This window comes from Frankia sp. BMG5.60 (assembly GCF_059428125.1).
Genome location: NZ_CM182091.1, coordinates 611,273 through 634,458 on the forward strand (window position 1 = coordinate 611,273; position 23,186 = coordinate 634,458).

Here is a 23,186-nt window from a genome sequence, read left to right on the forward strand (position 1 = left end):
ACCCGGACTCACTATGATCATCGACCATGGGTGAGGAGCCGGATCTGCGCGTGACCCGCGACGCCTACGACGGCGTCGCCGAACTCTACGCAGAGTTGTTCAGCCGCGAGTTGGCCCGCCGCCCGCTGGACCGGGCGCTGCTGGGTGTGTTCGCCGAACTCGTCCTCGCCCACGCCACCGCCACCGGCACGCCCGCCGAAGTCGCCGACCTCGGCTGCGGTCCCGGCCACATCACGGCCCACCTGCGCGAGCTCGGGGTCGACGCCTTCGGCGTCGACCTGTCCCCGCGGATGATCGAGCTGGCCCGCCGCGACCGGCCCGGCCTGCGCTTCGAGGTGGGGAACATGCACCGCCTCGCGCTCGCCGACGGCGCCCTCGGCGGCGTCGTCGCCTGGTATTCGATCATCCACACCCCGCCGGCGCGGGTGCCGGCGCTGTTCGCCGAGTTCGCCCGGGTGCTCGCCCCCGGCGGCCAGGTCCTGCTTGCCTTCCAGGCCGCCGACGCCGACGCCGGCACCGACGCCCCCCAGCCGCATCCCCACCAGGTCACCCCGTCGCACCGCTGGCCGCCGGGGGCGATCGCCGCCCTGCTGCACCGGGCCGGGTTCGTCGAGTCCGCCCGGCTGCTGCGCAACCCCGACGCGACCGAACGGCTCCCCTCCGCCGTCCTGCTCGCCCGCCGCGGGCCGGCCTCCTGACCGGTCACGCATCCCTGTTCATCTGGCCTGTCGCCAGAGGAACCCGCAGGGTCGTTCAGGGCCTGCGGCCGTGGAAGGTGCGGCGCAGGTCGCTGACCCAGGCGTCGGGATTTTCCCAGGGGATGAAGTGGCCGCCGTGGTCGTGGGCGTTGACGTTGACGTGGTTGAACCAGGCGGCCTGCGGGCCGGTCGTGAACGCCCGGACCCGCTCGCCTGTGGTGTGGATGCCGGGCGGGTTTTCGTAGGTGACGAAGGTGAGGCCGACCGGGGCCTGCACGACAGGGGTGCGGTCGTGGGCGGGGGCCCAGGGGTAGCGGTTGGCGTTGGCGTAGTACCGCATCGACGTGGCGATGGAGTTGTTCACCCAGTAGATCGTGGCGTGGGTGAGCAGGTCGTCCCTGGTGAAGACGGACTCGACGTCGCCGCCGTTGTCGCTCCAGGCGTTCCAGCGTTCCAGCAGCCAGGCGAGCAGTCCGGCGGGTGAGTCGGCGAGGCCGTGGGCCAGGGTGGCGCCGTCGAGGGTGTGCACGGCGAGGTGGGACGCCGAGCGGTGGTCCAGCTCGATGATGCGGGCGCGCACGTCGGCGGGCTGGTCGTCGGTGAGGGGCCGGTTGCGGGCGAGGTCCCAGGCGCGGGGGCCGGTGAAGAAGTCGAGCGGCAGCCCGGAGCCGATGTGGATGCCGTACAGCTCGCCTGCGTACTTGTGGCCGAGCTGGCTGGAGATGATCGCGCCGATGTCGCAGCCCCCGGCGGCGTACTTCTCGTAGCCCAGGGTCTCGGTCATCAGGGTGTGCCAGAGGTCGGCGACCTTCCAGAAGTTGACGTCCGGGAAGCCGGTGAGCGGGCCGGGGAAACCGAAGCCGGGCAGGGAGGGCACGAGGACGTCGAACGCGTCGGTGGGGTCGGCGCCGAACGCGGCCGGGTCGGCGAGCGGGTCGATCACCTTCGACCAGTGCCAGAACGTCCACGGCCAGCCGTGGGTGAGGATCAACGGAATCGGGCGGGGGCCGCGGCCGGGCCTGCGCATGAAGTGCACCGGGACACCGGCGACGCTCACCTGGTAGTGCTCGTGGGCGTTGATGGCCGCCTCGGCCTTGCGCCAGTCGTAGCCGTCCCGCCAGTAGGCGACAAGCTCACGCAGATAGCTGTCCGGGACGCCGTAGGACCAATCCCCGTTCCCCTCGTCCACCGGCGCACGGGTCAGCGCGAGACGGGCGCGCAGATCATCGAGGACGTCGTCGGACACATGGATCGGGGCGGGCTCCAGGGGAAAGGCGCGCAGGGGGGTCATGGCGTGATTCTCCGACCGCGACATCCGCTTCCTCGGCGAGTTGCCGGACGGGGTCGATGTGCGGTGCATGGACGTCATGGTCGACGACCTTCCGCCCGCGCAGTTCGACCTGGTACACACGCGGCTACTGATAGCACACCTACACCCCCATCTGCACGCGCTGCGGCGGCTGGCGGCAGCGGTCGCACCCGGCGGCTGGCTTCTGGTCGAGGAAGTCGACTGGACGTGCGCAGACCTGATCGTTCCCGAGGCGCCGATACACATCGCCATGGTCCGTGCTCTGCAGCAGCTCATGGGTGAGAGGGGCGGGTTCGACGCGACCTATGGCCGCCGGCTCCTTGGCGACGTGTTCAGCCTCGGCCTCGCCGACGTATCCGCCCAGTACCGCGGGACTCAGTCCCGCAGCACCAGCCAGTCGTGGCTACCCTGGCAGCTCCTCGTGGAACAGTTCCAACAGGGCATCATCCAGGCCGAGCTGATGACGCAGCACGAAGTGGACGAGTGGTGGTCACTCACCGGCGACGAGAACAACCTCGCCATTGGTGCCATGATGTTCGCCGTCCAGGCCCGGTGTCGCTGACCTCGATGATTCGCTGACCTCGACAGCGCCAGCGCCTTCACCCGCGCCTTCCGCCAGCACACCGGCGACACTCCGACGGCCTACCGCCGGCGGGTGGTGTCGGCGGTGGGCTGAGGGTCCCGGCCGACGACACGCACCTGCGGGTAGACCCGGCTCGGCCCGTCGAGCAGCGGCTGCGTCCGCTCACACAGCCAGCGTTCGACGAACGCCCCGACGTAGGCGCGGGTGATCGCCAGCGCCTGCCGTCCGGTCAACGCCTGCGCCGGTGCCGCTGCCGCCGCGGCGGGGGGCAGCGGGAGCTGGTCGGCGAGGACGGGATCGTCGGTGAAGCTGAAGTGGTCCGCGCCGTCGACGTCGAGCCACAGCCGCGGCGGGCCCAGGTGCGCCCACGCCTGCGCCCAGCTCGGATCGTCGTCCACCCCCGCCCCTGCTCCCGCCCCCGCCGTCCCGGTGCCGGTACTGGTGCCGGGATGGTCCGTCGTCGCGCCGAGCAGCAGGAACGCCCGCCCGCCGAACCCGCCGGCGCCGACCGGCTCGCCGAGGGTGCCGTCCATGTCGACCCCGGCGCGCACCCGCCGGTCGTGCAGCAGCAGCGACGCCGCCGCCGACCCGCCGAGGGAGTGCCCGACCGCGGCGACGCGCGCCGGGTCGATGAACTGGGCGCCGCGCCACGCCGGGTGCGCCCCGGTGAGGCTGTCCAGGACGAAGGACAGGTCGGCGGCGCGCCCGCGGCTGGCGGCGCGGAAGTCGGCGTCGGTGCGCATCCGGTCGCACGCCACGCAGGTCAGCATCCGCCCGCCGGGGAACGCCGTGCCGACCGACTCGTAGGCGTGGTCGACGGTTGCGGCGACCAGTCCGCGGCTGGCGAGGTCCTCGGCGAGCCCGGTCAGCGAGCGGCGCCCCACCCCCAGGCCCGGGGACAGCAGCACCAGCGCCCGGCGCCCGGGCAGCGGGCGCGCCCCGACACGGCTGGCGATGCGCGTGTCGGCCAGCGCCTGCACGGGCAGGGTGTCGGCCAGGCCGAGCGCGGCCAGGTAGCGGCGGATCTCCTCGACCGTGGCGTAGCGGGCCGGAGTGCCGGTGGCGGCCTGCGCCGGGTAGTAGACGTCGACCATCAGCTCCCGCGCGACACCGGGCACCCACGGGTCGCGTCGGTCGCGGTCGATCAGGTGCAGCGTGTCCCGGCCGACCGCGAGGGGCCCGGTGGGGCGAGGCAGGGCCAGCCCCGCCACCGTCGCCGGGCCCTGCGTTGACGACGGGCCCTGCGTTGACGACGGGCCCTGCGGGGGCACAGCCGCCACGGCGCTGCCGGCACCGGCGACGGGGAGCAGGAGGATCGCTGCGGCGAGGGACACCGCGCGGAGGATTGCCATCACTGCTCGCACTCTAAGTGGTGCTGAGGTTGCCTAGCGTGCAGGACGGGTAGTCCGCCAGGCGACACCGCACCTGTTGGCCGGTGCCTGTCTCGGTTGCCTCGGCAACTACGGGTGGTTGTGTGTGATCGGCGGGGTACGGAAATGCTTCAGCCTGAGCCCAAATCTGATGATCGTGGTGTTCCGCGGAACCGCGCCGCGCTGTCAGACGCGAGCCCGACGTCCATGACGACCCCGACGTCGCTGATCGAGGTGGCGGGTGTCGACGTCGGTGGCGACCACGTGGCCGGCCTCGGTGGCGTGGCCCGCCCCGGCGTCGGTGGCCGGGCCGGTGGGGGAATCGGCGTCGGCGCCGGTGACGCGGTCGGCCAGCCACGCCGCGATCGATCCGCCGTCGGCGCCCACCTCCAGGCATCGCCAGCCGACGCCGACGCCGCGTTCGTCGAGGACGCGGATCGTCGTCGGGTCGCAGACGGTGGCCATCGCGGCCAGCCGGGCGCGTTCGGTGTCGGTCGGGCCGCCGAGCACATCGTCGGCGTAGCGCCGCCGCGGGGGCGCGGAGTCGGTCATCGCCGCGCCCCCGCCCCTGCCCCCGCGTGGGCCGCCGCGTCTGCGGGCCGGATCGGACCAGTGCGGTCGGGTCGGGTGTCGTCGGGCTGGGTGTCGTCGGGTCAGCGCTTCATGATCGGCTCCTGGAGTTCGGTGACCCACCGCTCGGGGGCGTGCGGGGGGCAGGCGAGGTAGAGCTCGCGGGGGTAGCCGACGGCCCGGTAGCCGTGCGTGTCGATCCACGCGGCCAGGGCCTGACCGCTGGAGACCGCCTCGTCCATGGACCCGTGGTGAACGAGGGTGGCCGCGGCGGGAACCTCGGGCAGGTCCACGAGCGCGAAGTCAGGGTGGCAGTCGGGCGCGGCGACGACCGGCAGGGCCGCGTGGACACTGATCATGCCCTCGCCCTGGGTGGCGTCGGTGTAGTAGGCGAGCGCGGGTCCGGTCGGGGTCACCCCGGCGCGGGCCAGCCGGTCGACCAGGTCGTCGAACAGGGGTCGGGCGACCGGTCCGATGTCCTCGGGGGCGTAGCTGGCGGCGGTGGCGACCAGTTCCGCGACCCGGACCGGGGTGAGACGCTTGACGAGAACCTCGTCGGTGGGCATGTGTCCCTCGCTTTCGATCGCGCGGAGCCTCGCGTGCACCCGGGCCAGCCGGGCGGTGTCGGCCGCGATCGCCGCGGCGAGCTCGGCCTGCCGCAGTCGCAGCATGCCGCGCAGTTCGGCGACGCTCACCTGCTCGTCGAGGATCGCCCGCACCTGCGCCAGGGTGAGGCCGAGGTCCTTCAGGGCGATGATCCGGTTGAGCCTGGCGAGCTGGCCGGCCTGGTAGAAGCGGTAGCCGCTGACCGGGTCGACGTGGGCGGGCCGCAGCAGTCCGATCGCGTCGTAGTGACGCAGCATGCGGACCGACACGAGCCCGCGGCGGGCGAAGTCTCCGATGCTGAACATGACACCTACCGGTCTACGGCCTGCCACCGTGTCAGGGTCAACGCGAGCGCCCCGCCGTCATGCCGCCCGCCCGGCTTCCGGCGCCGCGACGGCAGGCGACGGCGTGCCCCAAGGACTCGTGGTCGTCAGGGCGCGGCGGCCAACGCGAGCGCGGAGTCGACGGTGGCGTCGAGAAAGGCCAGAGTGTCGCGGCGGCGTGCCAGCGGGTCCCGGTAACCACGCCGACCTTCGGCACCGCCGGTGCGCAGGCTCAGACTCTCGTCGATCAGGCGTGCCCAGCGCGGGTCGAACGCGTCCCTGGCGTACCGACCGGCGCCGCACTTGGAGGTCATCGCCCCCGTGGTGAGGGTGTGGTGCAGCCGGCTGACCCCCAGCACCGCCCACACCGGGAACCAGGGGGTGAGGCCGACGGCGAGGGCCCGGGGCCGCCGGCGCCGCGCGGTCTGCGACCACGGCCGCCAGTAGGAGAGCAGGTTGTCGGCGGTGAACGCGCGCAGGGCCGCCCGGTCGGCCCACACCTCCACCGCGGCCGGCCGCGGCCCGCGCACCGCGACGCCGTGCCAGGCCAGTTCGCAGAACGTCACCGGATTGACAGCGAACCGTCCGGCCGGCACGAACCGGCCCTGCCGGGCGCAGGGAACGTCCGGGCAGCCGTCCGGCCCCGCCGCGAGGTCCGCCCAGGTGACCATCACGCCGTCGAGGTGCGGTCGCGGGAACTGGGCGACGGTGCGGGCGTGGGCCCCGGCCAGCGCCGCCCTGTCGGAACCGCTGCCCGGGCGTCGGTCGGTCACCACGACGACGTCGAGGTCGCTGGCGGTGCTCAGCCGGCCGCGGCCGACACCCTCGGGATGGAAATCGTTCAGGGCCACCGATCCGACCAGGTAGAAGCCGGTGACCAGGCCAGGGGCCAACGCGTCGGCGGTCGCCAGGAACACCTCCGCCGCCTGACGGGCCTCGGCGGGAAGATCGTTGGCCGGCATGTCGGACAACCTATCCTCCGGTCGCCTCATGCCTGGCCGCCCGCCGGCCCGACCGCGCGGACGGTCCGTCCGCTCCCATGGCGCGGCGGGGTGGGGCTCCAGGCGTGAGAGCCGGTGGGCTACAGGCGGGAGAGGAGTTCGGCCTTCTTCGCGGCGAACTCCTCGTCGGTCAGGATGCCGCGTCGGTGCAGATCGCCGAGCCGGTCGAGGGTCGCCAGCACCGCGTCGGCGTCGGCTGCGGACCGGGCCGCCTGCGCGGCCGGTGCGGCGGGCGGTGCGGGGGCGGTGGTCGACGCGGCGGGCTGGGCAGCGGACTCGGCGGCGGGCGGCGTCGTGGGGGCCGGGTTCGCCACCGGCAGGCTCTCGACGGTGAAGGTGCCGTGCTGGCTGGTGAACGACAGCGTGCCCGGCTCGGCGCCCTGCTGCTGGTGCACGCCGCCGATGGCATGGTCGAGCGTGTCGTAGACGCGCACGGGCCCGGTGCCGCTCTGCACGGCCAGCCGGCTGAGCTGGGGGAACACCGCATAGCGGGAGTCGCTCTGGCCGCCGCTCGCCCGGGGCCGCCCCAGCTCGGCCGGCCACCAGGAACCCGGTTGCGCCGTACGGCGGTTCGCCGGGTACACCGGGCCGGGCTCGCTCGCGGACACCGGATCGAGCACGGACGCGTACACCGGGGTGGATGCCAGCAGGCTCGACAGTTCGCGCGCGAGTCCGCTGACCGTCGCCTGCAGGCCGTGGTCGAACATGTCGCCGACCATGGTCATGCCGCCCGCCATCCACTGCCCGGGCCCGCCGAACTCGGGGTGGGAGAACTGCGCCATGGTGCCGCCGCCCAGGCGGACGGCCTCCAGCATGGCCCGCACCGCGTCGGTGCTCACGGCGTACCTGGCGGAGAGGTCCGCGACCGCCTGCTCGCCCTGGCTGGTCAACGTGCGCATGGTGCCGCTCCCGGTGGTTGTGACGCCGTCCGCCCAGGCTAGTACTCCCGTCCGACGTCCGTGATCAGTCGGGTTCCAGGGACGCCGAACTACGTCGTCAGCCGATTCACCAGCCGGCTGATCAGCGTGTCGAGACCGTCGGATGGCGTGGATCCCTGACCGATGACGTGCGCGCACTGCGCCCGGTAGCTTTCCGTTGTTCCGCGGACCGTCCCGGGATCCCCACTCGGCCCGGCCGGATGGAGGTCGAACGTGGTGACCTGAGCGAGGGCCTCGGCGAGCACCCGCCCGGACGAGATGCTCACCGGTGACCGCCGCCAGCCGGGCCGTCACCGCGTCGTGTGATCTGTCCGGGGTGCTGCTGATGATCTGAACGCTGTCCGCCACCAACCGCTGCGTCAACGCCACAGGTTCACGCGCAGGCGCAGCGTAGGAGCACAATGATCAACACAACCCCGGATGGCAACGACGTCGGGTGCCATGAGCTGCTCCCGGGGCCGGCCAGGACCAGCGGGTGAAACGTGGAGTGATGATCATAGCGCCGCCGGCGGCGTAGAAGGCCGCGGTCTTCGCGGCGATGTTCGCGGACAGCCAGGCCGGCTCGTTCTCTGCGCCGGAATCTGCGCCTCACGCCGGCCCCCAGTGGCGCGCCCGCCAACCCTTCCCCCATGATGTAACCGACGGCGATCGAATCCCTCCCCTAGGTGAATATCGTCATGACGAGGTGGCCACCGTCCAGTGTCCAGCGGCGTCTCCACGAGCCGTGAACCTAACGACGGGAAGCAGAACATGATCCTCAAACGGACGTTGTCGATGCTCGCCCTGTTTCTTGCCGCTGCCGCGACTTTCGCGCTCTTCCCCGCGGTCGCGGCGCAGGCGCGGCCCCTGGGGAGCGCCAGGGTCTACCGGCCCGGTGTCGTCGCCGCGTCCCACCGGGTGTACCGGCCTGGTGCGGTCTACGGGGCCGCGCCCGTCTATGGTGCCCCACCGACCTCCGGACCCACAGTGGTCTACACGCCGCCCCGGGTCTACCGGCCCGGCGTTCGGCGCCGCTGAGAGCGGTGCCGCGTCACGCAGGTCCGTGCGGGTCGCGCCCTCTGCCCGTACGGACCTGTGTCGACCCCGGCGGCCTGGCTTGACCGGCCACGAGCGGCCCAGCGAGGCCGCTGAACGCCCCCTGGGTGTTTCCGCCATCATTCATCATTTTCGCTTTTGTCCTACATGGGGATCGTTGAGCCAGCGTCGCCAGGGGTCGACGACGAGGGTGGTGAGCTGCTCGTAGCCGGCCGCCGCGGGGTGGGCGCCGTCGCCGGCGGCGATCCTCTGCTGCCAGGACGGCTGCTCTTTCAGTGCGGCGAACACGGTGACGTAGGGAACATCCTTCGCCGCGCAGACGGTGGCGTACTGCTCGTCGAGTGCGGCGACGCGTTCGTCTCTACCTGGGTCTCCCGAGGGCGGCGGTCCGACCATCAGGACGGGCAGGACCGGCAGCGTTTCGGTGAGCAGGGCACTGAGGTTGGCCACCGACTTCTCGGTAGGGACACGCAGGCCCTGGCCGTCAGGGGTCATGTCGTTGACCCCGAAGGACAGCACCAGCCGGGCCTCCGGCGCCTCGGACAGGCGTGGCAGGCACTCCTGGCGCCACCGGGCCCGTATCTGCGCCGAGGTGTTTCCGCGGATCCCGAGGTTGTAGGCGGTGAGCTGCAGGCCGCTGTTCTCGGTGTGTGCGGCCAGGCGCCCGACCCAGCCCAGGCCGGCGGGATCGCCCACACCTGCGGTGAAGGAGTCCCCGAGGAAGCAGACCCGCACGTCTCTGATCGCCGGTGGGGGCGGCGACGTCGGGTCGGTGAGCATCCGCGTGAAGGCGATGCGAGGAAGTCCTGGTCCGTCGTAGTCGCGGTGGACGGCGACCCCGTCGATCGTGGTGTCACCGGGATCGACCTGGAAGCCGAGGCCGGTGTGGAACGCCAGCGAGGCGGTGTTGCCGGGGCTGGTGACGCACCGCACCCGACGGCAGCCTCGGGCGGCCGCCAGGCGGAAGAACCGCCGGTAGACAAGCGCACCGACACCGCGGCGGCGCAGTGACGGATCGATCCCGACGAAGTGGATGTAGGCAATCTCGGGCTGGGACTGTGACACGAACCCGATGAGGAACGCCACCAGCTGGCCGTCGTCGCGTTCCACCAGGTAGCTGCTGTCGGTGAAGTGCTGGAAGAACAACCGCGGGAGCAGCAGGCTGCGCTGCAGCGACCCGGCGTCGCCCTGGAAACCCGCCCACCAGGCGTCCATGACGGCCAGGACACGTCGCTGATCGTCTGGGGTGGGATGGCGCGTCACCAGACCGTCAGGAAGCTCGTCGACCACCGGCCAACCCTGGCAGCAGTGTGCGCATCGCCGCCAACACTTTTCAGGAGCCCGGTGCCGAGCACCCTGGAAGGGAGGCGAGCCGAATACGTCGGACTCGAATCCGATCATCGAAAAAGCCGTGGGTTCGTGGCGAAAAACCCTCGGTCAGGCTGAACGTGCGGACCTCCCCGGGGCTCGGGCCCGTGTCACCAGCCGCCAAGTAGCTCGCTACATCGCTGACGTTGTCGAGCAGGTTGCCTGCGGGCTGCCCGGGCGCGGGACCTGCAGCGATAGTGGGCAGGCCTGTCCCAGCGCTATGTGTCCATCGGCTCGTTCGTGCTGGTCGTGCCACTGCTCGCTGGTTCGGAGGCGCGGCGGGCCGGTGAGCGTTCGCCATCACCCTGGTGATCGAGTGTGCTGAGGAAGTGGTGGAACGCCCGATCGGTGCGGGTGGTGTCCGCGGTGGCGTCGAGGTCCATGAGCAGGCCGCGGATGACCGCGAGGACGAGGGTCGCGAGCTCGTGGCGGCCGATGCTGCCCAGGCCGTCGGCGAGCGGCCCGAGCCAGTCGGTCGTCGCGGTACGGCGGAAGTCGGGCCACAGCTGCTGTACCGAGCTCTCCCGCAGCTGAGCGAACATCCGCAGGAACGGCTGTCCGTCCGGGCCGGTCATCGAGGTCCAGGCGTTGTCCAGCGTGGTGGTGTAGGGCTCGTCGGGTCGGGCGCGCAGCAGGGCGCCGAAGGTGTCGAGCTGGCGTTGCCGCGCGTGTGCGAGGACGGCCCGTAGCAGGGGCGTCGCGGGTGCCGAAGTGGTAGATCAGCATGCGGGTTGAGGTGCCGGCGGCGCAGGCCAGCGGCTCGAGCCGGTCGGGGAGGCCATGCTCGAGCGCGTGGTCGGCGCACGCGTCGAGCAGCCGCTGCTTGATCTCTGGCTGTCGCCGCCGTGCGCCACGTGCTCCACGACGGCGACGAACCCACCATTGTGGTCGCCCACAGCTACGGCGGCATCGTGACCGCGGAGGCCGCCGCGGGGGTCGCCTCGGTGCGCCCTCTGGTGCTGGTCTCCAGCTATCTGCCCGAGGTCGGGCAGAGCCTGTCGGAGTTCGGCGGCGGCACCCCCGCCCCGTTCCTGGACGTCGACGTCGACGCCGGGACGTTCGGGGTCCGCCCCGAGCTGCTCGTGGACACGTTCCTGGCGGACTGCGACGCAGGCGTCCAGACGCAGGCGCCGGCTCACCTCACTCGCCAGAGCGTCCAGGCGACCGGGCAGCCGGTCGGGGCGGCTGCCTGGCACCATCTGCCCTGCACCTACCTCGTGTGCGCCCAGGACAGGGGCACCCCTGCCCGGCTGCAGCACGAGTTCGCCCGCAGGGCCGGCCGGGTCGTCGAGCTCGACGCCGGCCACCACCCCTTCCTGTCCCAGCCCGCCGCCATGGGCGACCTGCTGCTGAGCCTGGAGGACACCCGCTGATGAGCGTGCCCTCGCGACGAGGACCAGTGCAGCGTTCCTCACATAGCTTGGTCGGCGGTTCGGCGCCGGTAGGCCCCGTTATGGTCGCGACGACAGGGGCGGGGGCCTGGAGGCGAGTTGCTTCTAGTCCCGGCGGGCCTGGATGAGCCAGGCGGCCGAGTCGTACAGGACTCCTCGTGGGGTGTGGTGGGCGGCGAGGTCGGCTCGCAGGTCGTCGAGCGCGCGGCTTTTGGTGCCGGGGTCGAGGTCGCGTACCAGTCCGGCGTGCTGGGCGGAGACGAACCGGAAGGCGTCGTCGGGATCGGGACCGAAGTACATGGGCTCGGCGAGGCCCTCCAGCTGGACGTCGGAGAACCCGGCAGCACGCAGCAGCGACTGGATCCGGTCGGGGTCGCTGAGGGCGAACGGGCTCGGCGCGTCCGACGGTGGGACGGGTATCTCCCGGCCGCCGGCCAGGCAGGTGAAGAAGGCCTGGAGCCAGTCGTTGCGTTCGAACGGCTGCCAGGTCAGCAGGATGATGCGCCCGGCGGGGCGCAGGGCGCGCGCGAGGTTGGTGAAGGCGGCGACGGGATCACCGAAGAACATCGCCCCGTGCCGGCTGACGGCGACGTCGAAGGCTGCGGTGGGAAAGGGGTGGACCTGCGCGTCGGCCTGCTCGAAGGTCGCGTTCGTGACGTACTCGCGTGCGGCGCGCCGGCGGGCCAGCCCGAGCATCTCCGAGGACAGGTCCACACCCAGGACCGAGCCGGCGGCCGCGCAGCGGGCGGCGTCCAGGGCCGTCCGTCCGCTGCCGCACCCGACGTCGAGGACGGTTGCCGTCTCGTCGATCGCGGCCGCGGCCAGAAACCGGTCACGGTATGCGGCGACCCCCTCATCGATGCGGTCGGCGTGGGCGACCCAGAAGGCGCCTCCCTCGCCGTCCCAGCTGGCGAGCTGGGTGGCGTTCGACGCGTCGACGGCGAGCTCGGTGACCATGACGCCCACTCTGGCAGAGCGCACGGTGGTACCACGACAACCGGCAGGATGTACGGGTGAACCAGGATGCGCGGGTGAGCAAGGTGACCATCGGCGAAGAGGACCGTCGACGTCTCGGCGTCTGGGCTGCCGACTGCGCCGAGCGGGCGCTGCCGCTGTTCGAACAGAAGGCTCCCTGCGACACCCGCCCCCGCGAGGCCATCGAGGGCATCCGCTCCTACGCGCGCGGCCAGCTGCGGAGGGGGCCGCTGCGCGCCCTTGCCTTCGCGGCCCTCGCCGCCGCCCGGGACGTCGGCGATCCGGCTGCCACCGCCGCCGCCCGCGCCGCGGGCTACGCGGCAGCAACCCCGTACATCCACCCACTGGCCACCCCGCACCAGGCGAAACACGCCCTCGGGCCGGCGATGCAGGCGGCGCGCGCGGCTGAACTCGCGGCGGGCGACGACACCGGCATCGGTGACACCGAGATCCGCTGGGCGATCGAGCACGCCCCGCCGGCGGTGCGCACGATCGTGCGGCAGATGCCGGCTTACAGCCCTGGTCACAGTCGACTGGACATGCTCCGCCACCACCTCGACGCAGCCCTTCGCCGCTGATCAGCGAGGCGCGCCGCTGCGGAGGTGGGAAGAGCCAGACATGCGGGCAGTTCTCCGCACCGTCGACTGCTGAGAGATACATGGCGGCTGGTGGCACGGACCCGAGTCCCGAGCTGTCAACGCCGCCCTCACCTGGTGCCACCTCGTCCTGGACACCCTCGCCGACCCCGACGCCCCTGGCACAAGAACTCCTGATCATCGCTAGCGCCAGCGGCTGTACGGATCCTCCTCGTCCCCCGACGTGACGCAGATGCAGTGAGACCCGAGACCAGATCTGCGCAGCTTCGCTGAGACGAGTGCAGATCCAGTGAGACGGCACAGCTGGTCGCAGAGAGCAGATCCGGCCAGGCAGGCCCGCGGATCGGCTGACGCCCGATAACCCTCCCTTATCGGGCGTCAGGATCGGGACGCGGGGGACGTCCCGTATCGTCGTTCCGTTCCGTGATATAACGATGCGAGTTAACGTTTCATTGCGCGTGATGATACGGAAATGACGATACGAGACGGAATGAGGAACGTGATGAGCCGGGTGCCCCGTCCCCCTCGGCAACGCGAGGAGCCGTCCGAGCCGGACGAGCCGTTCCGCCCCCCGACACCCCGCCCCCCCGTCGAACCCCCCGACCCGACCACCACCGCAGACCCGACCACCACCGCAGACGGCGCCGCCGACACGCCGGGGGACGGGCCGGCACAGGCGTCCGACACCGCCGCCGATGCGGACGCCGCGCCGACGTCGGCGTCGGCGCCGGCGCCGGCGCCGGCTGGCGCTGCGGGGGCGCGCTGTGCCTACCCGGGCTGCACCCGCCCGCCCGCTCCCGCCGACGGTCCCGGCCGCCCCCCGGCCTACTGCGACGACCCCGCCCACAACCGTCTGTCCGCCTACCGCCGCCGCCGCGAACTCGCCCACCGCCCCGCCGGGCAGAGCACCCCGGCACCCGGCGCCACCCGACCCGCCCCGATCCCCCGCCCGCTGGCCGCCGGCCGCGCCCGCGCCGAGGAACTCGCCGGCCAGGTCCAGTCCCTCGCCGGCGAACTGACCGCCACCCTCGACGCCTTCGCCCGCCAGATGGCGCTGCTCGGCGACGTCACCGCCGCCGAAGCCCAGGTCGAGGCCGCCGAGGCAGACGCCGCCGAACGCGTCGCCGAAGCCGTCGCCCGCGCCGTACGCGCCGAGCAGGCCGCCCGCGCCGCCGGGATCGCCCGCGCCGAATCCGACGCGATCGCCGCCGAAGCCGTCACCGCGCTCGAGGACGCCGAGCGCCGCCTGGCCGCGGCCGAGACCGCCGTCGCCGACGCCGTCGAGGAGTCCGCCGCCGCCGTCCGCGCCGCGACCGCCGCGGCCGAGGCCGTCCGCGCCGACGCCGACACCGCCGTCGCCGTCGCCGACGCCCACGCCCAGGCCGCCATCGACGCCGCCGAGCGCGACGCCACCGCCCGCATCACCGAGGCCCACCACGACGCCGAGACGCGCATCGCCGAGGCCACCGCCGCCCGCGACCAGGCCCTCACCGAGCTGGCCACCGCGCGCCGCGACGCCGAGCGCGACGCCCGACAGCGCACCGAGCTGCGCGCCGAACGCGACGCGCTGCGCGAGGACATCCGCGCCGAACGCGCCGACGCGCTGCGCCTACGCCAGGCCGCCGCCGCCGACCTCGACCGGCTACGCGCCGAGACGACCGCCGAGATCACCCGCATCCGCGCGGAGGCAACCGCCGACGTCGACCGCGCCCGCACCGCGGCAGCCGCCGAGACCGAGCGGATCCGCGTCGAGGCCGAGGCCCGCCTCGACGCCGAACGCCGCGCCGCCGCCGAACGCCTCGCCGTGATCGGCGAGGCCCGGGCCGAGGCCCGCACCCGCGCTGAACGCGCCGAACGCCAGGCCGACGACCTCGCCGCCGAACTACGCGCCCTGCGCACCCCCGGCCCCAGCGGGACCTGAGCTCAGCTCCTCGGGCCCCGTCCCAGGCTCCGCAGGGGTCCGCCCGACCGAGGGCGCTGGCAGGACGGGAGTACAACAGTTGCCGGGTTCCCCAGCCCGCCGGTAAGCCAGCTACTGTATACGGCCACGCTCGACCCCATCGCCCCACTGTGAGGCTTCTTCAGCGTCGACGAGCTGCTGCTTCCCGAGCCGGAGAAGGTGCTCGAGGGACCGGCGTCCCGCCACCCGATCGTCTCGCGGTGGGCTAGCCACTCCGGGTCCGGTCCGCGCCGTCCGGCCGCGAAGGCTGCGGTCAACGGACCGTGATGGTCGCTAGCGATACTGGGGCGTGGGCGGGGCGGACTCGCACTGGGAACGTGGAGGCGGCATTGACTGAGCAGGCAGTGGCCCGGAACGAGATCGGCAGGGCGAGCCGAGGAACCTCGACGAACGGCTTCGAGCTGATCTGCGAGATCGAACCGCCGACTCGGCCCGATCTCACCCACGCCCGCCACCAGATCGGCGTTCTTGCCCCGGTCGCCGACGCCTTCCTGATTCCCGACAATCACCTGGGGCGTGCGACGGTTTCCAGCATTGCCGTCGCCCACGAGGTTCAAGCGATGGGTGGGCGCAGCATCGCCTGCGTGAACTCCCGTGACCGCAACCTGCTTGGATTCCGCCGCGACCTACTCACTGCCGCTGCCTACGGCGTCGAGGAGTTCCTCTTCGTCCAGGGCGACAAGCCCACCGCTGGGAACCGGACTGGCGACCTCACCGTACGCGCCATGATTGATGAGGTTCGCGCGGTCGCCGACGACCCGGTCTACGCTGGCCGGCCCGCCTTCCGCGTCGGCACGGCGGCGGGCCTGCGACCGCTGCCCGCTTGGAAGCACGCGGCCGACTTCGTCTTCGTCCAGGTCAGCTACTCAGTGGACGCCCTTTTGCGCTGGCGCGATACCCACCCGATCGATCGGCCTGTCTACGCGGGCGTGATGGTCCTCGCCAGCGCCGGGATGGCCCGGCGCCTCGCCGCGACGATCCCCGACATCGACATCCCCGCTGACCTCGTCGAACGCGTCGAACGCGACCAGGCCGCTGGAGTCGACGCCGCCTGCGAACAGATCCTCCGCCTACGCGATAGCGCCGCGTTCACTGGCGTCCACCTCGTCCCCGTCAGCCGCTACCGCCAAGTCGCCGCCCAACTCGAAGGACTCCTCTGACCTGATCCGACAGTCGTTCCGTCGGCCGGCGCGCTGGTCGTAGCCGCTGATCGCCTGGAGGCTGAACCTGCGGACTTCGTGCCGGTAAGAAGCCTCCACCGGACTACGCCTGCACCGGCATCGAAGGGAAGGAGTGCGGTGGACTGGGGGACACTGGTTGCCACCGCCAGCGGCGCGGTCATCGCGATCGCCGGCACCGTCCTGGCCGATCATCTGCGTGGCCGGCGCGATGACGACCGAGGCCACTTGCAACGGCGGCGGGATACCTACATCGCGTTCATCGTGGCCGCGGGTGTCTGCCACACCCGGCTGCGCCAGATCGCCCTGAACAGCTCCGGCAATGGTGACCTCGACGCGGCGTCGCGGGCGGTGCTGGCCGACGCGGGCATCTACGACGTGCGCGAGCGGCTGTTCATCGACGCCACCGCGACGGTCGCCGGCGCTGGCCAGGCGATGTTCGAGCGGCTGCGCGTGTTGCGGCACGTGGTCGCCACTAGAGCTGGCCTATCGTCGGCGGCATTCCACGACGCCTACCACCCCTATCTCGACGCTGTTTGGCGCTACCGGGAGGCAGTTCGCGCCGAGTTGGAGGCCACCGCGCTATCGCCTATGGACTTCGGCTGGGACAGCTGGGACGGCAACGACCGCTGCCCGCTCTGCCGATCGGCCTCTGGCGACGCCTGACCGGAGGCGGTTCTCCCCCGGCCGCGAACGCGCCAGGTTGCCCACCGGCCTGACCGAATCGCGACATAGCGCCGCTCTCGATGCGAGCTTGATCCTACGGATTTGGCTGGCCAGTCCGAGAAAGGCGCTCATCCACGCCTGGGACCTGGCCACCACCGCCGACCAGACCGTCCAGCTCGACCCCGAGACCGTGACCGCCACCCTCACCGCCGTCGACGCACTCGGCGGCCAGCTCGCCGCGACCGGCATGTACGCCACCGCCCTGCCCGTACCCCCCGACAGCTCACCCCAGGACAGGCTCCTGGCTGCACTTGGACGTCACCCCACCCGCAGCCACTGACCCCACCCGGCGGCCAGCAGGCCCGGGCTCGAGTCCGTGCCACCGTGTGGTGCACTCCGGGTATCCGTCAGGAAAGGGCGGCTCGCGTCAACCGTCCCAGCACCACGTCGAGCACCTGTACGCGGCCGGCAGCCGGTTGCGCCTCGTCCCACCAGCAGATCACTCTGATCTCGTCGTTCGGGATGAAGATGTCGTTCGGCGTGGCCCGTATCGTCCACAGTCAGCACGTCGCCCATCCTCGCGGTCCGGCGATCCGCGGATGGGCGGGTGGGCGGGTGGATCGCAGCGTGACGTACTCGCGGATCTTGCCGCTGCTCGGCGGTGATCCCAAGCATTTCCCCGCGATCTCGGCATAGCCTGAACAGGCCCGTCAGCCGGAGCTGATCCCAGGGAGCCGCCGTGGCCGCCGGAGTACTGATCGCCGAGAGCCTGCGGGTGGGAGCGGTCGTCGACGACCTGGCGCTTACCGTTCGGAAGATCCAACGATCGGCATCAGGCAATGCCACCGCCGACCAGCCACCCGTCTGGACGCTGGTCTACTTCGACGTCGCTGACGCCGAAGCCGAGGTTCTGGCCGCTCACCTCGGCGAGGCTCTGGAAGCGCCGGGGTGGTATGTGGACCTGCACACCGCCGAGGAAAGCTTCATCGTGTTCTCCGGTCGAGTCTTTCGCTACCGGCGTGGGGATCCGCAGGGGCGTGCCGAGGCCGAGGAATACGGCCGTGCCCAGGGCGTCCCCGACTCCCAGCTCGACTGGCCAACCTGACCCGAACACCGGCTCCAGGGTGACGTCCGCTCCGGCGACGAAGCCGTGCCGCGTGCCTGCGACCATGAACCTGTGACGCCCCCGGACATGTTCCTCCTCGGCGGCGGTGTGGTCGGGCAGGAGATCGGCGACGGCCGTGCGGATCGCGCCGCGGCTGACCCGGTGGTCGCGCGCAAGGGCGGCGATGGAGCGGCCCTCCAGATACGCGGTGCGGACGTCGCCGGTCTTGTCGGCCGGGACAGCGGGGCGGCGTCCGCCCTTGCTGCCCTTGGCCTCGGCGGCGCGCAGTCCGTCGTAGGTCAGTTCCCGCTGGAGGTCGCGCTGGAGCTCGCCGACGGCGGCGAGGGTCTGCACCATGAACTTCACCTGGCCGCGGTGGAGGACGTCGAGCACGTCGAGCACGTCGAGGATGTGCCCGGTGCCGCGTACGAGGCGGAACATCTCGGAGATGTGCACGGTGTCCCCGGGCCGGGCGTAGTCGAGGAGCGCGCGGAATTTCGGACGCTGGAGCGGGTGGAGGCGGCTGGAGGTGCCGCCGTCCTCCTCGAAGACGACCGGGTCCTCGATGCCGGCCTCGTCCGGGACGAGGTACAACGACGTCGTCGAGCTGGACGTCGTGCGCGTCGAGCCCACCGGCTATCCCCGAGCGACCTCAGCGGTGTGCGCGGGGGTGTAGCGCTCGCCCATCACCCGGTCGCTCAGCGGGTCCAGCGCGGCCAGCGCCTCGGCGTCCAGGGTGAGCTCCAGCGCGGCCGCGTTCTGCTCCAGCCGGGCCGGGCTGCGGGTGCCCGGAATGGTCGCCACCGCCACCCCGAGCCGCTCGGCCTGGGCGTACACCCAGGCCAGCGCCACCTGGGCCGGGGTGGCACCCAGCCGGTCGGCCACCTCACGCACGGTCTGCGCGATCTTCTCGTTGGCCTCGCCCGCCTCGCCGGCGAAGCGGGGGTTGGTGCGCCGGAAGTCCTTCTCGCCCAGTGCGGAGCGGTCCAGGGTGCCGGTCAGGAACCCCCGCCCCAGCGGCGAGTACGGCACCAGCCCGACCCCCAGCTCGGCCATCACCGGGGTGACCGCCTCGACGTCGCGGGTCCACAGCGAGTACTCGCTCTGCACCGCGGTGATCGGGTGCACCGCGTGCGCCCGGCGCAGCAGCTCGCCGTCGACCTCGGACAGGCCCAGATGGCGGACCTTGCCCGCCTCGACCAGCTCGGCCATCGCCCCGACGGTCTCCTCGATCTCCACGTCCTGGGGCGGGCGGTGGGCGTAGTACAGGTCGATCACCTCGACGCCCAGCCGCAGCAGCGAGGCGTCGCAGGAGCGCAGCACGTAGTCCCGGGCACCGCGGATGTGGCGTGCCCGGTCGCCGGCACTGCGGTCGATGCCGAACTTGGTGGCCAGCTGCACCTGGTCCCGGCGGCCGTGGATGGCCCGGCCCACCAGCACCTCGTTGTGCCCGGTGCCGTAGGCGTCGGCGGTGTCCAGGAACGTGATGCCCAGCTCCAGGGCCCGGTCGATGGTGGCCAGGCCGCCGTCCCAGTCGGCGGCGCCATAGCTCTCGCTCATCCCCATGCACCCCAGGCCCATCGCGCTGACGGTGAGACCGGGCGAGCCGAGCGTGGTTCGGGTGATCATGCGCGGATACTCCTCCTGCCCGGCGGACCGGGCGGTACCTCGAGGGCTGACGAACGCCTCCGAAACTAGGACTTGGAGAGCGCTCGAAGTCAAGCCGGAGGACCGGCCCCCGCCGGCGGGTCAGGCGCGGCGGGGGCGGGAGCGGGTGAGGGTGAAGCGGTGCACCGGCAGCAGGTTGCCACAGGGCCCGGACACCGCGTATTTCCCGGCGGTCTTCACCAGCGGGTGCAGCGGCCCAGCGGCCGGACCTTCGTGCGGGCCATGGTGTCCTCTTCTCTTACCGGTCCCGGGTATCTGCGCGGGACCTCCGCTTCGACAACGAACGGCCCGACAGGTCGGGTGCGTCGCCCATCACTCCTCGTCTTCGGCGTCCTCGACGGCGTCCGGGTCCCGCAGCGGGCGCAGGCCCTTGCCGGGGCCGCTGGCCTTGATGTTGAACAGGTAGCGGCCCAGGAAGTTGATGTGCCGGTCCTTGAGCGGAGAGAGGCGGGCGACGTCCTCGTCCTTGACGTCGTGGCCCTCGGCGCGGAGTTGGGCGACGGCAGCGTCCAGGTAGCGGGTGTTCCACAGGACGACGGCGTTGAGGACGAGGCCGAGGGCGGCGAGCTGGTCCTCCTGGCCCTCGCGGTACGCTTGGCGGATCTGGCCGCGGCCGCCGTGGCAGATCGCGCGGGCGAGGCGGTGGCGGGACTCCTGCACGGTGAGCTGCCGGTTCATCAGCCGGCGGTAGGTGTCGTCGACCGGGTCGACCAGCGCGAGCAGGTGCATGGTCTTGTCGATCCGCCCGTACTCGGCGAACGCGGCGCCGAGCGGGGTCGGGTGGCCTTCGCGGCCGAACATCCGCAGCAGGTCGTGGGCCCGGACCTGGTTGGTGATGAGCGATCCGGCGACGCGGAGCATGTCCGGCCATTGCGTGGCGATCCGCTTGAGGTTCACCTTGTCGCAGGCGACGGCCTCCAGCGGCCCGTACCCGGCGGTCGGCGCCTCACCGTCGGGCAGGTCGGCCCGCCAGAACCTCTGGTCGGCGAGATCGCGGAAGCGCGGGGCGAAGCGGAAGCCGAGAATCTTGTACAGGCCGAAGGCCATGTCGGAGTACGAGGCGTTGTCGGTCGCGACCATCTCCGGCTTCACCCCGCCGTCAAGGTTCAGCAGCGTGTCCAGCGTGTAGAGGCTGTTGATGCTCTTGACGGGGACGACGAACCGCAGGCCGTCGACGGAGGCGAGCAGCCCGCCGCCCCGCATCTGGGCCAGCTCGATGCGGGACTGGGCGGTGATGAGCGCGGCGTTCGCCGCGGCGATGGTGTCGGCGCGCAGGTAGTTCTGGTCGACGTGGGACAGCCGCGAGCGGGTCAGCGCCTTGTTCTCCGGGTCGATGACCGGGGTCAGGCCGATGTTGCAGCTCTCCGCCACCAGCAGCGCGACCAGGGAGACGAGCAAGCCCTCCATGCGGGTGCGCCGCTCGGAGACGTGGCCGAAGGCGTCGAGGAACCCGGTCCAGGAGTGGACCTCGAACAGCAGGTCCGGCAGGTCGATCCTCGGGAGCATCGCCTCCGTGGTGGCCTTCAGCCAGGTCAGCGACTCCGGCTCGCCCACCGCGCCGAGCTTGTCCACCGACAGGCGGGCGCGTCCGCCGCCCTCGGGGACGACGATCTCCACCTTCGCGTCGGCGCCGGCCTCCTCCAGTCGGTCGGCCATCTGCCGCCACGCCGCGTCCAGCCCCCGGGTGAGCTGGGCCAGGTGCTCCTCGGCGTCCTCGGTCAGGGACAGGCCCGCGAGCGCGTCCGCGCGCATCGCCTCCCACCGCGGCCCGTCCAGCAGCCGGGCGCGCGGGTCCGCCCACCGGTTCGACGGGGAGGCGAACACATCGCGCCGGTTCAGGGCGCGGTGCAGCTGCTCCAGGACGCACACCACGTACGCGTCGCGGTCGACCGCGCCCTGCGGCAGCTTGGCGTTGGAGAACACCGCGCGCTTCCACATCGCTGGCACCAGCTCGGCGTCGACTTCGCGGGGCAGCAGCGGCGGTCCTTGACCCGGCGCCGGGACAGCGCGGGCAGGCGGCGCACCGCCTTGAGGATGCGCCGCCCGGCCGGGGCGGCGCCACCGCCGGCGGCGTTCTGCTGACCGATCCGATCCTGGCGGTCGGTGGCATCGTCGTCCTCGCCAGCGGTTCCCTCGGATGGGTCGCGCACAGGGCCGCCTCGCGCATCCTCGCCGTCTCGTCAGATGCCGCCGAGTAGGGCGGTGTCAGGGGGCCGGTGGTAGGCGCAGGGCGGGCCGTCGCGCCCGCCCGCGGGACCGGTGCGGGCGGGCGAGACGGCCGTGGTGGGTCTGTGCTCTGCGGGGCGCCGCGGGGGTCAGGCGGTCGGGATCGCGTCGAGGAAACCGTCGGCGACGGTGGGGCAGTCGACCTCCCCCAACGCCGCGGCCTCGTCGGCGGTCAGCGCCCGACGGGTGCCGTCACGGACCTCGAAGATCTCCCCGTCGCCGTTGCGGGTCAGGTAGGTGTGCTCGCGGGGCACCGGGCCGAGGGTCATGACGAAACCGAGCGGGGCGTCGATGACGTCCGGCTGACCGAGCGCGGCGTACTCGGCGGCGCTGAGCGGGTGCTCGGCGCCGGCGACGACCTGGTAGACGATCGCACTGAGAGGATCACGCAGGAAGTAGCTGCCGACAGGCGTCCGGTTCGCGACGGCGTCGAGGAAACCCGTCGGCACGTCGACGTGGGCGGGGCTGCCCAGACTGGTGTACTCGGCCGGGGTCAGGGGGTACTTCGCCGCCCCGAGGATCTGCCAGACGGTGTGCGTCGCCGCATCCCGCAGGAAGGTGTCGTCGATCGGCACCACGTCGAGAACGTCGACGAGCCGCGCGGGCACGGTGACCGACGACGGCTTTCCCAGGGCGTCCCAGTCCGCGGGGGTGAGCCGGTACTTCGCGTTCCCGGCGATGAGGAAACGGGTGCCGTCACCGGTGGCCACGATCGTGCCGTCCCGCATCAGATCCGGCATGTCCTCGAGGGTGTCGGCGGGAACGTCGCGCACCTGCGGGGAACCGAGGGCCGCATATTCCGCCGGCTCCAGCTCGAAGGGCACGCCACCCACGATCAGGTTGATACCGCCGTCGGGCTCACGCACCAGAGAACCGTCCGAGTTCGGCGGCGGGGAACCGGCCGACTGGACGCTCCTCGCCGCCAGCAGCGCGGGCCGCGGGGCATTGACCGCCTTACGGTAACGAATCGGCGTGTAGGTGCTCAGTTCGCTCCAGGTGTCGAAACCGATCCTTCCCTGGTTGGTGGGTGCCGTCGGGTTCTCGACGGTCTCCCCGGTGTGGTTGAAGGAGTACACGTACGCGCCCGCGGCGTGGTTCGCCTTGTTCTTCCACTTCACGAACAGCTCGATGTGCTCGCTCCTGAGCAGGGCGTCGCCGGGCCTGAGGTCGTGCAGGCTCGACAGGCGGATCTTCCCCGACCAGGAGGCGAAGGTGTACGTCGTGCGGCTGGACGACAGGTGCCAGGCCATCGACACCAGGCCCGAGCAGTCCCGCCGGTACCGGCGCCCCCGCGGATCGGGTGCCGAGGCCGACTGGGTGTAGGTCACCTTGTGGTTGACCCAGAACTGAGCCCGGCTGAGAATCTCCGACCGGAAGATATTCCCGTCGACGGCCGATCCGGCCGTGGCCGGGTCCCGCGCAAGAATCCCGGCCTGAGTAGCCAGGAATTCTGTGTCCGTCATCTCCGTGTTCCTTTCCGAGAGGTAAACGTGCGGGTGGGCTACGTGTTCTGTCGGGTGCCGGCCGACCGGAGACCGGAAGCCTCCGTGGCATCAACCCGGAAACCGGCCAACGCCGTGAGGTCACCGGTGTTTCGGCTTCTACCGCCGGTGGCGACCT

21 protein-coding genes and 2 pseudogenes are annotated in these 23,186 nt (G+C 72.0%); 9 read left to right on the forward strand and 14 right to left on the reverse strand.

All coding sequences use genetic code 11. The features are described 5' to 3' along the window. The first annotated feature begins 26 nt into the window (after positions 1 to 26). On the forward strand, positions 27 to 698 hold the full coding sequence (locus tag AC5R91_RS02540; protein WP_495395465.1) for a class I SAM-dependent methyltransferase: 672 nt from the start codon (positions 27 to 29) through the stop codon (positions 696 to 698). A 55-nt stretch (positions 699 to 753) separates the two neighbouring features. Here AC5R91_RS02540 and AC5R91_RS02545 read toward each other — a convergent pair whose 3' ends face one another. After that, entirely contained in the window at positions 754 to 1,989 is a 1,236-nt protein-coding gene (locus AC5R91_RS02545; RefSeq protein WP_495395466.1) for an epoxide hydrolase family protein, read from the reverse strand. Positions 1,990 to 2,056: 67 nt separating this feature from the next. Here AC5R91_RS02545 and AC5R91_RS02550 point away from each other — a divergent pair, with 67 nt between their 5' ends. After that, positions 2,057 to 2,569 carry a methyltransferase domain-containing protein gene (locus AC5R91_RS02550; protein WP_495395467.1) on the forward strand — a complete coding sequence of 171 codons (513 nt, stop codon included), beginning with the start codon at positions 2,057 to 2,059 and terminating at the stop codon, positions 2,567 to 2,569. Between the two features lie 80 nt (positions 2,570 to 2,649). On the opposite strand, the gene AC5R91_RS02555 is transcribed toward AC5R91_RS02550, so the two are convergent. The 6 genes and pseudogenes from AC5R91_RS02555 to AC5R91_RS02580 all read right to left on the reverse strand — a co-directional run bounded on the left by AC5R91_RS02555 (position 2,650) and on the right by AC5R91_RS02580 (position 7,664). After that, positions 2,650 to 3,942: an alpha/beta hydrolase family protein gene (locus tag AC5R91_RS02555; RefSeq protein WP_495395468.1), complete on the reverse strand. Its 1,293-nt coding sequence runs from the start codon at positions 3,940 to 3,942 to the stop codon at positions 2,650 to 2,652. A gap of 249 nt (positions 3,943 to 4,191) precedes the next feature. Then, positions 4,192 to 4,512, reverse strand: a pseudogene (locus AC5R91_RS02560) (class I SAM-dependent methyltransferase); the annotation flags it as partial. A 101-nt stretch (positions 4,513 to 4,613) separates the two neighbouring features. Continuing rightward, positions 4,614 to 5,441, reverse strand: a complete 828-nt coding sequence (locus AC5R91_RS02565; protein WP_495395469.1) for a MerR family transcriptional regulator — start codon at positions 5,439 to 5,441, stop codon at positions 4,614 to 4,616. Positions 5,442 to 5,566: 125 nt separating this feature from the next. Then, complete coding sequence (locus AC5R91_RS02570; RefSeq protein WP_495395470.1) at positions 5,567 to 6,421, reverse strand: aminoglycoside adenylyltransferase domain-containing protein; 855 nt, start codon at positions 6,419 to 6,421, stop codon at positions 5,567 to 5,569. Positions 6,422 to 6,540: 119 nt separating this feature from the next. Then, positions 6,541 to 7,359 (reverse strand): SHOCT domain-containing protein, encoded by an 819-nt coding sequence (locus tag AC5R91_RS02575; protein ID WP_495395471.1) that lies wholly within the window; start codon positions 7,357 to 7,359, stop codon positions 6,541 to 6,543. 89 nt (positions 7,360 to 7,448) lie between these two features. Continuing rightward, on the reverse strand, positions 7,449 to 7,664 hold the full coding sequence (locus tag AC5R91_RS02580) for a hypothetical protein (protein WP_495395472.1): 216 nt from the start codon (positions 7,662 to 7,664) through the stop codon (positions 7,449 to 7,451). A 484-nt stretch (positions 7,665 to 8,148) separates the two neighbouring features. Between AC5R91_RS02580 and AC5R91_RS02585 the strand changes: the two genes are divergently transcribed. Next, on the forward strand, positions 8,149 to 8,415 hold the full coding sequence (locus tag AC5R91_RS02585; protein WP_495395473.1) for a hypothetical protein: 267 nt from the start codon (positions 8,149 to 8,151) through the stop codon (positions 8,413 to 8,415). A gap of 144 nt (positions 8,416 to 8,559) precedes the next feature. Here AC5R91_RS02585 and AC5R91_RS02590 read toward each other — a convergent pair whose 3' ends face one another. Together AC5R91_RS02590 and AC5R91_RS02595 are read right to left on the reverse strand one after the other, a co-directional pair. After that, positions 8,560 to 9,723: a GNAT family N-acetyltransferase gene (locus tag AC5R91_RS02590; protein WP_495395474.1), complete on the reverse strand. Its 1,164-nt coding sequence runs from the start codon at positions 9,721 to 9,723 to the stop codon at positions 8,560 to 8,562. Between the two features lie 296 nt (positions 9,724 to 10,019). After that, a complete protein-coding gene (locus AC5R91_RS02595) occupies positions 10,020 to 10,376 on the reverse strand; it encodes a hypothetical protein (protein ID WP_495395475.1) in 357 nt (118 codons plus the stop codon). A gap of 270 nt (positions 10,377 to 10,646) precedes the next feature. Here AC5R91_RS02595 and AC5R91_RS02600 point away from each other — a divergent pair, with 270 nt between their 5' ends. Then, the gene (locus AC5R91_RS02600) at positions 10,647 to 11,174 is read left to right on the forward strand and encodes an alpha/beta hydrolase (RefSeq protein WP_495395476.1); all 528 of its coding nucleotides are present in this window, start codon (positions 10,647 to 10,649) and stop codon (positions 11,172 to 11,174) included. Positions 11,175 to 11,297: 123 nt separating this feature from the next. On the opposite strand, the gene AC5R91_RS02605 is transcribed toward AC5R91_RS02600, so the two are convergent. Further along, a complete protein-coding gene (locus tag AC5R91_RS02605) occupies positions 11,298 to 12,149 on the reverse strand; it encodes a class I SAM-dependent methyltransferase (RefSeq protein WP_495395477.1) in 852 nt (283 codons plus the stop codon). 56 nt (positions 12,150 to 12,205) lie between these two features. Between AC5R91_RS02605 and AC5R91_RS02610 the strand changes: the two genes are divergently transcribed. The 5 genes from AC5R91_RS02610 (at position 12,206) to AC5R91_RS02630 (ending at position 16,907) form a co-directional block, all read left to right on the forward strand. Next, on the forward strand, positions 12,206 to 12,745 hold the full coding sequence (locus AC5R91_RS02610; RefSeq protein WP_495395478.1) for a putative immunity protein: 540 nt from the start codon (positions 12,206 to 12,208) through the stop codon (positions 12,743 to 12,745). A 520-nt stretch (positions 12,746 to 13,265) separates the two neighbouring features. Further along, the gene (locus AC5R91_RS02615; RefSeq protein ID WP_495395479.1) at positions 13,266 to 14,684 is read left to right on the forward strand and encodes a hypothetical protein; all 1,419 of its coding nucleotides are present in this window, start codon (positions 13,266 to 13,268) and stop codon (positions 14,682 to 14,684) included. Between the two features lie 383 nt (positions 14,685 to 15,067). Further along, positions 15,068 to 15,883, forward strand: coding sequence for a methylenetetrahydrofolate reductase (locus AC5R91_RS02620; RefSeq protein ID WP_495397882.1), 816 nt, complete (start codon positions 15,068 to 15,070; stop codon positions 15,881 to 15,883). A 138-nt stretch (positions 15,884 to 16,021) separates the two neighbouring features. Further along, the gene (locus AC5R91_RS02625) at positions 16,022 to 16,567 is read left to right on the forward strand and encodes a CchlQ (protein ID WP_495395480.1); all 546 of its coding nucleotides are present in this window, start codon (positions 16,022 to 16,024) and stop codon (positions 16,565 to 16,567) included. A gap of 88 nt (positions 16,568 to 16,655) precedes the next feature. After that, complete coding sequence (locus AC5R91_RS02630; RefSeq protein WP_495395481.1) at positions 16,656 to 16,907, forward strand: DinB family protein; 252 nt, start codon at positions 16,656 to 16,658, stop codon at positions 16,905 to 16,907. A 492-nt stretch (positions 16,908 to 17,399) separates the two neighbouring features. On the opposite strand, the gene AC5R91_RS02635 is transcribed toward AC5R91_RS02630, so the two are convergent. The 4 genes and pseudogenes from AC5R91_RS02635 to AC5R91_RS02650 all read right to left on the reverse strand — a co-directional run bounded on the left by AC5R91_RS02635 (position 17,400) and on the right by AC5R91_RS02650 (position 23,029). Then, on the reverse strand, positions 17,400 to 18,305 hold the full coding sequence (locus tag AC5R91_RS02635) for a recombinase family protein (protein ID WP_495395482.1): 906 nt from the start codon (positions 18,303 to 18,305) through the stop codon (positions 17,400 to 17,402). A 3-nt stretch (positions 18,306 to 18,308) separates the two neighbouring features. Beyond that, the gene (locus AC5R91_RS02640; protein WP_495395484.1) at positions 18,309 to 19,301 is read right to left on the reverse strand and encodes an aldo/keto reductase; all 993 of its coding nucleotides are present in this window, start codon (positions 19,299 to 19,301) and stop codon (positions 18,309 to 18,311) included. Positions 19,302 to 19,652: 351 nt separating this feature from the next. Next, positions 19,653 to 21,400 (reverse strand): annotated as a pseudogene (locus AC5R91_RS02645) (Tn3 family transposase); the annotation flags it as partial. Positions 21,401 to 21,655: 255 nt separating this feature from the next. Further along, positions 21,656 to 23,029, reverse strand: coding sequence for a hypothetical protein (locus AC5R91_RS02650; RefSeq protein WP_495395485.1), 1,374 nt, complete (start codon positions 23,027 to 23,029; stop codon positions 21,656 to 21,658). Positions 23,030 to 23,186: the final 157 nt, after the last annotated feature.